The sequence below is a fragment of the Streptomyces sp. NPDC090022 genome (assembly GCF_044748145.1).
GTDB lineage: Bacteria > Actinomycetota > Actinomycetes > Streptomycetales > Streptomycetaceae > Streptomyces.
The window spans coordinates 249,130-260,816 of sequence record NZ_JBIVFN010000004.1; the positions used below are offsets into that span (position 1 = coordinate 249,130).

Genomic DNA, 11,687 nt, shown 5'->3' on the forward strand with positions numbered 1-11,687 from the left:
GCGTCAGCTCCTGCGCACGCCGCGGGCGAGGTCGCCCGCCAGGGCCCGTACGGCGGCCAGCCCGGCCGGCAGGTCCGGCGCGTCCAGCAGCAGCTTGACGAAGGCCGAGCCGACGATCACGCCGTCCGCGAAGCCGGCGACCTCCCGGGCCTGCTCGGCGTTGGAGACGCCGAGCCCGACGCACACCGGGAGCTCGGTCGTGCGGCGGGTGCGCGTCACGAGTTCCGCGGCCTCGGCGCCGACCGAGGCGCGGGTGCCGGTGACGCCCATCAGCGACGCGGCGTAGACGAAGCCGCTGCCCGCCGCGGTGATGGTCGCCAGGCGCTCGTCCTTGCTGCTGGGAGCGACCACGAAGACGGTCGCCAGACCGTGCTTCTCGGCGTGCTCGCGCCACAGCGCGGACTCCTGGACCGGCAGGTCGGGCAGGATGCAGCCGGCGCCGCCGGCGGCCGCCAGCTCCTCGGTGAACCGCTCGACGCCGTACCGGTCGATCGGGTTCCAGTACGTCATCACGAGCACCGGAGCGCCCGTGGCGGCGACCGCCTCGCGCACGGTCCGCATCACGTCGGCGATCCTCACGCCGCCGCGCAGCGCGATGTCGTCGGCGGTCTGGATGACCGGGCCGTCCAGGACCGGGTCGGAGTGCGGCAGGCCGACCTCGACGATGTCGGCGCCGCCCTCGAGGGCGGCCTTGACCGCCTCGATGCCGCCGTCGACGGTGGGGAAGCCGGCCGGGAGGTAGGCGACGAGGGCGGCGCGGTCCTCGGACTTCGCCTTGGCCAGGGTGTCGCTCAGCAGCTGGATGTTGCCCGTGGTCACTTCGACTCCCCCTCGGCCGCGCCGTCGTACAGCCCGAAGTAGCGGGCCGCCGTGTCCATGTCCTTGTCGCCGCGGCCGGACAGGTTGACGATCAGCAGACCGTCCTTGCCCAGCTCCTTGCCCAGGTCGAGGGCGCCCGCGAGGGCGTGCGCCGACTCGATGGCCGGGATGATGCCCTCGGTGCGCGAGAGCAGCCGCAGCGCCTGCATGGCCGCGTCGTCGGTGACCGCGCGGTACTCCCCGCGGCCGCTGTCCTTGAGGAAGGCGTGCTCCGGGCCGATGCCCGGGTAGTCCAGACCCGCCGAGATCGAGTACGGCTCGGTGATCTGGCCCTCCTCGTCCTGCAGGACGTACGACCGGGAGCCGTGCAGGATGCCCGGCTCGCCCGCGGTCAGGGTGGCCGCGTGCTCGCCGGTCTCCACGCCGTGCCCGGCGGGCTCGAAGCCGACCAGGCGGACGTCGGCGTCCGGGATGAAGGCGTGGAAGAGGCCGATGGCGTTGGAGCCGCCGCCGACGCAGGCCGCGACGGCGTCCGGCAGCCGGCCGGCGCGCTCCAGGATCTGGCGGCGGGCCTCGACGCCGATGACGCGGTGGAAGTCGCGGACCATCGCCGGGAACGGGTGGGGACCGGCGACCGTGCCGAAGAGGTAGTGGGTGCGGTCCACGTTGGCGACCCAGTCGCGGAACGCCTCGTTGATGGCGTCCTTCAGGGTCCGCGAGCCGGACTTCACCGCGATGACCTCGGCGCCCAGCATGCGCATCCGGGCCACGTTCAGGGCCTGGCGCTCGGTGTCGATCTCGCCCATGTAGACGGTGCAGTCGAGGCCGAAGAGGGCGCAGGCGGTGGCGGTGGCCACGCCGTGCTGCCCGGCGCCGGTCTCGGCGATGACCCGGGTCTTGCCCATGCGCTTGGTGAGCAGCGCCTGGCCCAGCACGTTGTTGATCTTGTGCGAGCCGGTGTGGTTGAGGTCCTCGCGCTTGAGGAAGATCCGCGCGCCGCCGGCGTGCTCGGCGAACCGCGGCACCTCGGTGAGGGCGCTGGGCCGTCCCGTGTAGTTGACGAGGAGGCCGTTCAGCTCGGCCGCGAAGGCCGGGTCGCCCTTGGCCTTCTCGTACTCGACGGCCACCTCGTCCACGGCGGCGACGAGCGCCTCGGGGATGAACTTGCCGCCGAAGTCGCCGAAGTAGCCCTCGGCGTTCGGGACGCGACCCTCCGGGTCGGGAATGAAGAACTCGCTGGACATGGCCAGTAACTCCTACGGAAGCGACGGTTGGTTGCACCGTATTGCGCCGTCGGCCCGTGCCGGTCGCGCCCCGCTGAGGCGCGGGCGGTGCACGGGCGGAGCGGTCCGCGTCCGGGGCCGGGCGGCCCGGGGTACGCGGGACCGGGCACTGCCGCGGGTCACGCCCCGCGGGTTCCGCGTGACGTGGGGTGCGACGTGCCTACGGCGCGCCTGCGCGGCGCCATCGCATGCCGTTGACCTGGCCGGGTTCGGAGCCGATCACGTACCGCACCCGGCGGCCCAGCACGCGGCGGGCCGGCGCCCGGCAGCCGCGCGGCTTGCAGCCGCGGGCCAGGGGGGCGTGCGGGTCGCGGGCCGGGGTGCCGCCGGCCGCGGGCACGCCGACCGGACCGGGGTGCACGGCACCCCGGCTGCGGCGGCCTGCGCGGCGGACGGCGGACACGGCGTGGCTCAGCTCCGCCCGTGCCGCAGGGCGGGGTGGGCGCCGGCGGCGACCAGGTCGGCCACCGCGGCCTTGGGGTCACGGCCGGTGACCAGGGACTCTCCGACGAGGACGGCGTCGGCGCCCTCGTTGGCGTAGGCGATGAGGTCGTGCGGACCGCGGATGCCGGACTCGGCGACCTTCACGATGCCGGCCGGGATCTCGGGGGCCACCCGCTCGAAGGTGGAGCGGTCGACCTTGAGGTCCTTGAGGTTGCGGGCGTTGACGCCGATGATCTTGGCTCCGGCGGCGACCGCGCGCTCGACCTCCTCCTCGTCGTGGACCTCGACGAGCGGCGTGAGCCCGATGGAGTGGGCCCGCTCGATGAGGGAGACGAGTGCCTCCTGCTCCAGGGCCGCGACGATCAGCAGCGCGAGGTCGGCGCCGTAGGCACGCGCCTCCCACAGCTGGTACGCGGTGACGATGAAGTCCTTGCGCAGGATGGGGATGTCCACCCGGGCACGGACTGCTTCCAGGTCGGCGAGCGAACCGCCGAAGCGGCGCTGCTCGGTCAGGACGGAGATGACGGCCGCGCCGCCCGCCTCGTAGTCGGCGGCGAGCCCGGCCGGGTCCGCGATCGCGGCCAGCGCACCCTTGGAGGGGCTGGAGCGCTTGACCTCGCAGATCACCTTCACGCCATCGCCCCGCAGGGCCGCGACGCCGTCCTTGGCCTGGGGCGCCTTGGCGGCACGCTCCTTGAGCTCGTCGAGGCTCACGCGGGCCTGCCGTTCGGCAAGGTCTTCGCGGACCCCTTCGATGATCTCGTCGAGCACACTCACGCGAGCGGCCCCCTTCCGGGTCGGTCGGGCTGGTTCAAGGTCAGCAATCAAATGGTATCCGCAGGAGGCCTCGCGCTCCGCACGCGGTTGACGACGTCCCATTACCTGGACACCTGGAATCGGAGCTTCCTACGAGGGCGCCGCGAGGCCCCTGCGACGGAGCTACGAGGGAGCCGCGAGGCTCCGCGCGGACCCGGGGGTTCCGCCCGGGTCCGCCGGGGACGGGCCGGGCCACGGCCTCAGGGCGCGAGGGCGGACCCGAAGGGCAGGTTGCGGACCACCGCGAAGGCCAGGACCAGCGTCCCGGTCACCCACCACCACACCGGGGTGAGGGTGATGCGGGGTGTGGGCCCGCCCCGGTGGGCACGTACCAGCCACAGCAGCGTGAAGCCCGCGAAGACGACATAGCCGAGGACCGCGACGGCGTTCGCCCCGAGGGCGGTGGCCAGATCGCCGTGGGCGAACGCGTGCGCGCTGCGCAGGCCGCCGCAGCCGGGGCACAGGATCCCGGTCAGCCCCAGGAGCGGGCACACGGGGTAGTGGCCGGGCTCGTTCGGGTCGACCCGGGCGACGTACGCGAACGCCGCGACCGCGGTGGCCAGGGTCAGGACGGGTGCGGCCAGCCGCCGGGCCCGCGAGGGCGGCCGTACGGCGGCCGCGGCGGGGACGTGGGGGGCGACGGGGACGACAGTGGCGACGGGGACGGTGGGGACGTCAGGTGCGGAGGGGACGGCGGCCGCGGCGGGGCGCGCGGGCGGGGGCGTGCGAGGGGCGTCCACCGGGTGATTGTCTCCGCTCATGACAAAAGGCGCAGCCCGACGGGCCGCGCCTTTCGGGGATCGTCGCGCCGTCAGGCCTTGGCGGCGGCGATGACCTTGGCGAGGTCCTCGTGGGCGGGCTTCTTGGCGCCCATGCCCGCGGCCCTCATCGCCATGCCGACGACACCACCGAGGGCGACGACGACCATGCCGGCCCAGAACCCCAGCGGGTTCGCCAGCACCATGAAGGCACCGGAGATGCAGAAACCGATGAAGGCGATGGTGACACCGGTCCAGGCGGCCGGGGTGTGTCCGTGGCTGCTGCCCGCCATGAGTAGCTCCTCGTTGCTCTGTCGAACGTGCTGTGTCGACGCTCGGGGCCCATTGTCCCGTACCCGGGGACGGGACGGATCAGCGGGTCGGGTCCTCGCCGCGGTCGAGGGCCTTCCACAGGTCCTCCGGACGCTCGGGGTCCACCACCGCGGGCCTGCCGCCGCGCGGGCCGCCGGCCCGCTCGTAACGGCCGCCCATGGCGGGCCAGGCCCGCCCGAAGCGCAGGGCCAGCAGCCCGGCGGCCAGGATCAGCACGGCGCCGGTGGCCGTGACGTACGGCCAGGCCGTATGGGTGATGCCGGCCACCGTCGCCGCCGTGTCGGCGGTCGTACGGGCGGCCGCCGCGTCCAGCGCCTCCCGGTCGAAGGCTCCGGCCACGGCCGCCAGGGCGGCGCCCAGGCCGCTCAGCGCCAGCAGGGCGGCGACCAGCAGCCGGCCCTTGCCGCGTACGGCGAACACGGCGACCAGCGCCGCCAGGCCGACGATCGCCAGCGCGGCCGGGACACCGGTGACCGCGCGGCCGTCGGCCGTCAGCGGCAGCGCGCCGCCGCCGACCCCGGCGGTGCCGTGCGCCCAGGTCCGGCCGGAGGCCAGCAGGACGACCGCGGCGCCGAGCGCGCCGAGCAGCAGGGCGACGGCCACGCTGCGCCGGCCGGCGCGCGCGGAGGAGGGCTCTTCGGTTCGGGGCAGGGGTACGGCACTCACGTACCCCACTATCCCCCGGGGCCCCGGCCGCGCGGTAGCCGGGGCATCCCCTAGGGGGCCCGGGCCATTCCCTAGGGGGCGTCGCGCAGACGGTTGGCGGCGCCGACGGCCCGCAGCACCGCGGCGGCCTTGTTGCGGCACTCGGTGTCCTCGGCGACGGGCTGGGAGTCCGCGACGACACCGGCTCCGGCCTGCACGTACGCCGTCCCGTCGCGCAGCAGCGCGGTGCGGATGGCGATGGCGGTGTCGGAGTCCCCGGCGAAGTCGAGGTAGCCGACGCAGCCGCCGTACAGGCCGCGGCGGGAGGGCTCCAGCTCCTCGATGATCTGCATGGCGCGCGGCTTGGGGGCGCCGGAGAGGGTCCCGGCGGGGAAGCAGGCGGTGAGCACGTCGAAGGCGGTCTTCCCCTCGGCCACGCGTCCCGTCACGGTGGAGACGATGTGCATGACGTGCGAGTACCGCTCGATCGACATGAAGTCGACGACCTCGACCGAACCGGGCTCGCAGACCCGGCCGAGGTCGTTGCGGCCGAGGTCGACGAGCATCAGGTGCTCGGCGCGCTCCTTGGGGTCGGCCATCAGCTCCTCGGCGAGCGCCTGGTCCTCCTGCGGGGTGGCGCCGCGGTGCCGGGTGCCGGCGATGGGGTGCACCATGGCCCGGCCGTCCTCGACCTTGACCAGTGCCTCGGGGCTGGAGCCGACGACGTCGAAGCCGTTCTCGAAGCGGAGGAGGTACATGTACGGGGACGGGTTGGTGGCCCGCAGCACCCGGTAGACGTCCAGGGCCGAGGCCGCGCAGGGGGTCTCGAACCGCTGCGAGGGCACGACCTGGAAGGCCTCGCCGGCGCGGATGCGCTCCTTGATGTCCTCGACGGCCGCCTGGTACTTCTCGCCGCCCCACAGCGCGGAGAACTCCGGCAGCTCGGAGGCGGGCAGCGGGGTCGGGGTGTACGGGGCGGGCCGCGCGAGGTCGGCCTCCATGGCGTCGAGCCGGGCCACCGCGTCCGCGTAGGCCTCGTCGACGCCGGTGTCGAGGTCGTTGTGGTTGATGGCGTTGGCGATCAGCAGGACCGTGCCGTCCCAGTGGTCGAGGACCGCCAGGTCGGAGGTGAGCAGCATGGTCAGCTCGGGCAGCTGGAGGTCGTCGCGGCCGTGCTCGCCGATCCGCTCCAGGCGGCGCACGATGTCGTACCCGAGGTAGCCGACCATGCCGCCGGTGAAGGGCGGCATGCCGGCGGCGAGATCGCGCGGGGTGTGCAGGGCCTCGACGGTGGCGCGCAGGGCGTCGAGCGGGTCGCCGGCGGTCGGGACGCCGACGGGCGGGGTGCCGATCCAGTGCGCCTGGCCGTCGCGGACGGTCAGGGTGGCGTCGGACCGTACCCCGACGAAGGAGTAGCGGGACCAGGAGCGCCCGTTCTCGGCGGACTCCAGCAGGAAGGTGCCGGGGCGTTCGGCGGCCAGCTTGCGGTAGAGCCCGACGGGGGTGTCCCCGTCCGCCAGCAGCTTGCGGCTGACGGGGATGACACGGCGGTCACCCGCGAGCTTGCGGAACGTCTCGAGATCCATGCGTTGGGACCTTACCTATTCGGCGTCGGCGGCGAGCGGAAGGACGTCGGCGTCGAAGCAGGTGCGGGCCCCGGTGTGGCAGGCCGCGCCGACCTGGTCGACCTTCACGAGCACGGTGTCGGCGTCGCAGTCGAGGGCGACGGACTTCACGTGCTGGAAGTGGCCGGAAGTGTCCCCCTTGACCCAGTACTCCTGGCGGCTGCGCGACCAGTAGGTGCAGCGGCCGGTGGTGAGCGTGCGGTGCAGGGCCTCGTCGTCCATCCAGCCGAGCATGAGCACCTCACCGGTGTCGTACTGCTGGGCGATGGCGGGCACCAGGCCGTCCGGGGAGCGCTTGAGGCGGGCGGCGATGGCGGGATCGAGGTGGCTGGATCGCGGGGACGTACTCATGCGGGCCATTGTGCCGCGCGGGAGCGGTGGGTACGGGACACTGTCCGCCTGATGAGCGGGCGTACGGCGGGTTCCGGCCGTAGGCTTGCGGGCATGTCGACCCATGCGAAGCGTGAACGCCTGCTGCTGGCTGACCTGTTGGAGGGGGCCGGGCCCCAGGCTCCCACGTTGTGCGAGGGCTGGCGGACGACGGAACTGGCGGCGCACGTCGTGGTGCGCGAGCGGCGGCCGGACGCGGCGGGCGGGCTGCTGCTGAACGTGCTCAAGGGCCGTCTGGACCAGGCGATGGCGGAGTACACGGCCAAGCCGTACGAGGAGCTGATCGAGCTGATCCGTACGGGGCCGCCGAAGATGTCGCTGTACGCGCTCAAGCAGATCGACGAGGCGGCGAACGCCGTCGAGTTCTTCGTCCACGCCGAGGACGTGCGCCGGGCGCAGCCGGACTGGAGCCCGCGCGCGCTGGACCCGGTCTTCTCGGACGCCCTGTGGTCCCGCCTGGAGAAGCTGGCCCGCCTGACCGGGCGGCGCTCCCCGGTCGGCCTGGTCCTGCGCCGCCCCGACGGGCGCACGGCGGTGGCGCGCAAGGGCACGCCGGTGGTGACGGTGACGGGCGAGCCGGGCGAGCTGACGCTGTTCTGCTTCGGACGCCAGGACGCTGCCGCTGTGGAACTCGACGGCCCGCAGGACGCGGTGGCCAAACTGACCTCGGCGAAGCTGGGCCTGTAGCGCACCCGGCCGGATCCTTGCCGTCGCTTGGCCTGAACGAACACTTGCCCGGCCCCCGCCGGGGCTGCTTAATGGGGCCTCGGTCCACTGCGTCGAGAGCGTAACGGGGGCTCCATGGCATCCGGTCCGGTCGTACCACCGCCACCACCACCGCCGTCCGGGCCGCCGGGGCCGCCACCGCCCCCGCCGGTGCCGCCGCGGATCCACTCCAGCGACCGGCTGGAGCTGCGGGTGAGCAGACGGCTGCTGTGGGTGGGCGAAGCGGCCTATCCGCTCCACAGCATTGCCCGGGTGCAGACCTTCGTGGCCAAGCCGGACCGGTGGGGGGCGTTCACGTCGTTCCTGAAGCGACTGGCCGGCCTGGCGGTGGCCTTCGTCGTGCTGCAGCTCGTCAACGAGGACTCGGGCGGGTACGCCTCCTCGCGCGAGGACAACGCCGACGTGCTGTGGGGCCTCGCCGTCGTCGTGGCGATCGGGCTCGTGGTCCACCTGTTCGTGCAGCTCGCCGCACCGTCCCGGTACGCGCTGTCCGTGGAGACCAACGGGCCGGCCGCGGCGGTGGTGACGCTGCCCGAGCCGGAGCAGCTGCGCCACCTGGTGGGACGGATCGTGCACGCGATCGAGCACCCGGAGGCGGAGTTCTCCGTGATCGTCGAGCGGCTGTCCGTCAACCCGCGGAACTACCACATCGGGGACAACGTCAACATCAACGGCGGCACGGGACACACGGGGGTGTCGAAGGCATGACGAGCGGCGATGTGCACCACAACGGCGACGTGGTCAACATGATCGGGGGGACCGGCAACACGGGCATCGTGAAGAACCAGTCCCCGAACGTCTCCCACGCGCTGTCCGCCGAGCAGCGGGCGGCGATCGACGAGCTGGTGCGGCTGCTGGAGGAGCACCGCGGCCGGATCGCGCCCGAGGACCAGGAGGACCTCGACGGGGCCCTGCCCGTCCTGAGCGCGCCCGGCGTTCAGCTGCCCGAGCGCCGGCGCGCGCTGCGGGCCGTGGCCGGGGTGGTGGCCACCTCGGCCGCGTTCGGGGCCCCGGTCCTGGAGCTGGTCAATCGGATCGGGGCCTTGCTGGGCACGCCCTGACGGGCGGGCGGGCGGGCGGGCCGGGCCCGGTCCCGCCGCACCGGGCCGTGCCGCGCCGCCCGTCAGCGGACCGGGTGGCCCGCTTCGCGCAGGGCCGACTTGACCTCGGAGATCCGCAGGTCGCCGAAGTGGAACACCGACGCCGCCAGCACCGCGTCCGCCCCGGCCGCCACCGCGGGGGCGAAGTCGGCCAGGCGGCCCGCGCCGCCCGAGGCGATCACGGGGACGGTCACGTGCTTGCGGACCGCCGCGATCATCTCGACGTCGTAGCCGTCCTTCGTGCCGTCCGCGTCCATCGAGTTCAGCAGGATCTCGCCGGCGCCCAGCTCCGCGGCCCGGTGCGCCCACTCCACCGCGTCCATGCCGGTGCCCTGGCGCCCGCCGTGCGTGGTGACCTCGAAGGAGCCGGACGCGGTGCGCCGTGCGTCGACCGAGAGCACCAGGACCTGGCGGCCGAAGCGCTCGGCGATCTCCTGGATCAGCTCGGGGCGGGCGATGGCCGCGGTGTTCACGCCCACCTTGTCCGCACCCGCCCGCAGCAGCTTGTCGACGTCGTCGGCCGTGCGGACGCCGCCGCCGACGGTCAGCGGGATGAAGACCTGCTCGGCGGTGCGGCGCACCACGTCGTAGGTGGTCTCGCGGTTGCCGGAGGAGGCGGTGATGTCCAGGAACGTCAGCTCGTCGGCGCCCTCGGCGTCGTACAGCTTCGCCATCTCCACCGGATCGCCGGCGTCCCGCAGGTTCTGGAAGTTGACGCCCTTGACGACCCGGCCGGCGTCGACGTCCAGGCAGGGGATCACCCGTACGGCCAGGGTCATGACGTTGCTCCTCGGTAGGCCTCGACCTCGACCTCGACGACCATGCTCGGGTCGACGAAGCCGGAGACGATGATCATGGACGCGGCGGGCCGGACCGCGTCGAACAGTTCCTTGTGGGCCCGGCCGACCTCGTCCACGTCCCGGGCGTGCGTGAGGTACATCCGGGTGCGGACCACGTGCTCGGGGCCGAGCCCGGCCTGCTCCAGCGCCGTGAAGGCGACGCCGAAGGCGGTGACGGTCTGGTCGTACGGGCCGCCGGCGTCGCCCGCGGTGCAGCCCGAGACCAGGACCAGGCCGTTGGAGAGCTGCACGGCGCGGGAGTAGCCGATGGCGTCCTCGTACGGGCCGCCCGAGGAGATCCGCCGTACGTCGGGGGTGCCGGCGGGCGTGCCGGCGGGGGTGCTGGCGGGCGTGCTCATGCCGAGACCACCGCCAGCGCCTCCTGGAGGGTGAACGCCTTGGCGTACAGCGCCTTGCCGACGATCGCGCCCTCGACGCCCTCGCCGACCAGGCCGGACAGGGCCCGCAGGTCGTCCAGCGAGGAGACGCCGCCGGAGGCGACGACGGGCCGGTCGGTGGCCGCGCAGACGTTGCGCAGGAGTTCGAGGTTGGGGCTGGTGAGGGTGCCGTCGCGGCCGATGTCGGTGACGACGTAGCGGGCGCAGCCCTCGGAGTCCAGGCGGGCCAGGGTCTCGTACAGGTCGCCGCCCTCGCTGGTCCAGCCGCGGCCCTTGAGCGTGGTGCCGCGGACGTCGAGGCCGATGGCGATCCGGTCGCCGTACTCGGCGATGGCCTTGGCGGCCCACTCGGGGGTCTCCAGGGCGGCGGTGCCGAGGTTGACGCGGGTGCAGCCGGTGGCCAGGGCCGCGGCGAGCGTGGCGTCGTCGCGGATGCCGCCGGACAGCTCGACCTTGATGTCCATGGCACGGGTGATCTCGGCGACCAGCGCGCGGTTGTCGCCGGTGCCGAAGGCGGCGTCGAGGTCGACGAGGTGGAGCCACTCGGCGCCGGCCGCCTGCCAGGCCAGGGCGGCCTGGAGCGGGGAGCCGTACGAGGTCTCGCTGCCGGACTCGCCGTGGACGAGACGGACCGCCTGGCCGTCGCGGACGTCGACCGCGGGGAGGAGTTCCAGCTTCGCTGCGGGCTCGGTCATCACAGGGTCTCGATCCAGTTGGTGAGGAGCTGGGCGCCGGCGTCGCCGGACTTCTCGGGGTGGAACTGGGTGGCCCACAGGGCCCCGTTCTCCACCGCCGCGACGAAGCGTTCGCCGTGGGTGGCCCAGGTGACCCGGGGGGCGCGGATCACCGGGTTGGTGACCTCCAGGCTCCAGTCGTGGGCCGCGTAGGAGTGCACGAAGTAGAACCGGGCGTCGGCGTCGAGGCCGGCGAAGGCCTGGCTGTCGGCCGGGGCCTCGACGGTGTTCCAGCCCATGTGGGGGACGACCGGTGCCTTGAGCGGGCCGACCGTGCCGGGCCACTCGTCGAGGCCTTCGGTCTCGACGCCGTGCTCGATGCCGCGCTCGAAGAGGATCTGCATGCCGACGCAGATGCCCATGACCGGGCGGCCGCCGGAGAGCCGGCGGCCGATGATCCAGTCGCCGCGGGCGTCCTTGAGGCCCTGCATGCACGCGGAGAAGGCGCCGACGCCGGGGACGAGGAGTCCGTCGGCGTCCATGGCCTTGTCGTAGTCGCGGGTGATCTCGACGTCCGCGCCGACGCGCGCGAGGGCGCGCTCGGCGGAGCGGACGTTGCCGAAGCCGTAGTCGAAGACGACGACCTTCTTGGTGGGACCGGCTGTGCTCATTCCCAGATTCCTTGGATCCGCAGGACTCCGGCGACCAGACACATCGCGGAGCCGATGGCGAGCAGCACGACGACCGACTTGGGCATCTGCTGCTTCTGGAAGGAGTAGACGCCGCCGGCCAGGAAGAGGCCGACGACGATGAGGACGGTGGAGAGGCCGTTCACGG

17 protein-coding genes are annotated in these 11,687 nt (G+C 73.6%); 3 read left to right on the forward strand and 14 right to left on the reverse strand.

The genetic code is table 11. The annotated features are described in order from the left end of the window. Positions 1 to 3: 3 nt before the first annotated feature. The 9 genes from trpA to hisI form a co-directional block, all read right to left on the reverse strand. Positions 4 to 819: a tryptophan synthase subunit alpha gene (trpA, locus tag ACIPXB_RS11530; protein WP_401447652.1), complete on the reverse strand. Its 816-nt coding sequence runs from the start codon at positions 817 to 819 to the stop codon at positions 4 to 6. Further along, positions 816 to 2,063: a tryptophan synthase subunit beta gene (gene trpB / locus ACIPXB_RS11535; protein WP_401447655.1), complete on the reverse strand. Its 1,248-nt coding sequence runs from the start codon at positions 2,061 to 2,063 to the stop codon at positions 816 to 818. The genes trpA and trpB overlap by 4 nt, the downstream gene beginning before the upstream one ends. Before the next feature lie 199 nt (positions 2,064 to 2,262). Continuing rightward, positions 2,263 to 2,463 carry a tryptophan biosynthesis modulator TrpM gene (gene trpM, locus ACIPXB_RS11540; RefSeq protein WP_401448270.1) on the reverse strand — a complete coding sequence of 67 codons (201 nt, stop codon included), beginning with the start codon at positions 2,461 to 2,463 and terminating at the stop codon, positions 2,263 to 2,265. A 50-nt stretch (positions 2,464 to 2,513) separates the two neighbouring features. After that, positions 2,514 to 3,323: an indole-3-glycerol phosphate synthase TrpC gene (gene trpC / locus ACIPXB_RS11545; RefSeq protein WP_401447658.1), complete on the reverse strand. Its 810-nt coding sequence runs from the start codon at positions 3,321 to 3,323 to the stop codon at positions 2,514 to 2,516. A 239-nt stretch (positions 3,324 to 3,562) separates the two neighbouring features. Further along, complete coding sequence (locus tag ACIPXB_RS11550) at positions 3,563 to 4,102, reverse strand: DUF2752 domain-containing protein (protein ID WP_401447660.1); 540 nt, start codon at positions 4,100 to 4,102, stop codon at positions 3,563 to 3,565. Positions 4,103 to 4,173: 71 nt separating this feature from the next. Next, positions 4,174 to 4,413 (reverse strand): HGxxPAAW family protein, encoded by a 240-nt coding sequence (locus ACIPXB_RS11555; protein WP_401447662.1) that lies wholly within the window; start codon positions 4,411 to 4,413, stop codon positions 4,174 to 4,176. Between the two features lie 79 nt (positions 4,414 to 4,492). After that, a complete protein-coding gene (locus ACIPXB_RS11560; RefSeq protein ID WP_401447664.1) occupies positions 4,493 to 5,128 on the reverse strand; it encodes a TIGR02234 family membrane protein in 636 nt (211 codons plus the stop codon). Between the two features lie 62 nt (positions 5,129 to 5,190). After that, entirely contained in the window at positions 5,191 to 6,684 is a 1,494-nt protein-coding gene (locus ACIPXB_RS11565; protein ID WP_401447667.1) for an anthranilate synthase component I, read from the reverse strand. Positions 6,685 to 6,699: 15 nt separating this feature from the next. Then, positions 6,700 to 7,074 (reverse strand): phosphoribosyl-AMP cyclohydrolase, encoded by a 375-nt coding sequence (hisI, locus tag ACIPXB_RS11570; RefSeq protein WP_401447670.1) that lies wholly within the window; start codon positions 7,072 to 7,074, stop codon positions 6,700 to 6,702. A 93-nt stretch (positions 7,075 to 7,167) separates the two neighbouring features. On the opposite strand from hisI, the gene ACIPXB_RS11575 reads away from it, so the two are divergent. The 3 genes from ACIPXB_RS11575 to ACIPXB_RS11585 all read left to right on the forward strand — a co-directional run bounded on the left by ACIPXB_RS11575 (position 7,168) and on the right by ACIPXB_RS11585 (position 8,900). Then, positions 7,168 to 7,800 (forward strand): TIGR03085 family metal-binding protein, encoded by a 633-nt coding sequence (locus ACIPXB_RS11575; protein ID WP_401447672.1) that lies wholly within the window; start codon positions 7,168 to 7,170, stop codon positions 7,798 to 7,800. A gap of 231 nt (positions 7,801 to 8,031) precedes the next feature. Next, positions 8,032 to 8,547 (forward strand): DUF6232 family protein, encoded by a 516-nt coding sequence (locus tag ACIPXB_RS11580; protein WP_401447674.1) that lies wholly within the window; start codon positions 8,032 to 8,034, stop codon positions 8,545 to 8,547. Next, positions 8,544 to 8,900, forward strand: coding sequence for a hypothetical protein (locus ACIPXB_RS11585; RefSeq protein ID WP_401447676.1), 357 nt, complete (start codon positions 8,544 to 8,546; stop codon positions 8,898 to 8,900). The genes ACIPXB_RS11580 and ACIPXB_RS11585 overlap by 4 nt, the downstream gene beginning before the upstream one ends. A 62-nt stretch (positions 8,901 to 8,962) precedes the next feature. On the opposite strand, the gene hisF is transcribed toward ACIPXB_RS11585, so the two are convergent. The 5 genes from hisF to ACIPXB_RS11610 are packed head-to-tail and all read right to left on the reverse strand — an operon-like array spanning position 8,963 to position 11,685. Beyond that, positions 8,963 to 9,718: an imidazole glycerol phosphate synthase subunit HisF gene (gene hisF / locus ACIPXB_RS11590; RefSeq protein ID WP_401447679.1), complete on the reverse strand. Its 756-nt coding sequence runs from the start codon at positions 9,716 to 9,718 to the stop codon at positions 8,963 to 8,965. Beyond that, the gene (locus ACIPXB_RS11595; RefSeq protein WP_401447681.1) at positions 9,715 to 10,137 is read right to left on the reverse strand and encodes a RidA family protein; all 423 of its coding nucleotides are present in this window, start codon (positions 10,135 to 10,137) and stop codon (positions 9,715 to 9,717) included. Before ACIPXB_RS11595 ends, hisF begins: the two co-directional genes overlap by 4 nt. Further along, positions 10,134 to 10,871 (reverse strand): bifunctional 1-(5-phosphoribosyl)-5-((5-phosphoribosylamino)methylideneamino)imidazole-4-carboxamide isomerase/phosphoribosylanthranilate isomerase PriA, encoded by a 738-nt coding sequence (priA, locus tag ACIPXB_RS11600; RefSeq protein ID WP_401447684.1) that lies wholly within the window; start codon positions 10,869 to 10,871, stop codon positions 10,134 to 10,136. The genes ACIPXB_RS11595 and priA overlap by 4 nt, the downstream gene beginning before the upstream one ends. After that, positions 10,871 to 11,521, reverse strand: coding sequence for an imidazole glycerol phosphate synthase subunit HisH (gene hisH / locus ACIPXB_RS11605; RefSeq protein ID WP_401447686.1), 651 nt, complete (start codon positions 11,519 to 11,521; stop codon positions 10,871 to 10,873). Before hisH ends, priA begins: the two co-directional genes overlap by 1 nt. After that, positions 11,518 to 11,685, reverse strand: coding sequence for a hypothetical protein (locus tag ACIPXB_RS11610; RefSeq protein WP_401447688.1), 168 nt, complete (start codon positions 11,683 to 11,685; stop codon positions 11,518 to 11,520). Before ACIPXB_RS11610 ends, hisH begins: the two co-directional genes overlap by 4 nt. Between the last annotated feature and the right edge of the window lie 2 nt (positions 11,686 to 11,687).

Coding starts and splice junctions, on each gene's coding strand:
- hisF (WP_401447679.1), bottom strand. CDS start 9,718: ATGACCCTGGCCGTACGGGTGATCCCCTGCCTGGACGTCGACGCCGGC.
- hisI (WP_401447670.1), bottom strand. CDS start 7,074: ATGAGTACGTCCCCGCGATCCAGCCACCTCGATCCCGCCATCGCCGCC.
- ACIPXB_RS11595 (WP_401447681.1), bottom strand. CDS start 10,137: ATGAGCACGCCCGCCAGCACCCCCGCCGGCACGCCCGCCGGCACCCCC.
- trpB (WP_401447655.1), bottom strand. CDS start 2,063: ATGTCCAGCGAGTTCTTCATTCCCGACCCGGAGGGTCGCGTCCCGAAC.
- hisH (WP_401447686.1), bottom strand. CDS start 11,521: ATGAGCACAGCCGGTCCCACCAAGAAGGTCGTCGTCTTCGACTACGGC.
- ACIPXB_RS11555 (WP_401447662.1), bottom strand. CDS start 4,413: ATGGCGGGCAGCAGCCACGGACACACCCCGGCCGCCTGGACCGGTGTC.
- ACIPXB_RS11565 (WP_401447667.1), bottom strand. CDS start 6,684: ATGGATCTCGAGACGTTCCGCAAGCTCGCGGGTGACCGCCGTGTCATC.
- ACIPXB_RS11575 (WP_401447672.1), top strand. CDS start 7,168: ATGTCGACCCATGCGAAGCGTGAACGCCTGCTGCTGGCTGACCTGTTG.
- ACIPXB_RS11585 (WP_401447676.1), top strand. CDS start 8,544: ATGACGAGCGGCGATGTGCACCACAACGGCGACGTGGTCAACATGATC.
- priA (WP_401447684.1), bottom strand. CDS start 10,871: ATGACCGAGCCCGCAGCGAAGCTGGAACTCCTCCCCGCGGTCGACGTC.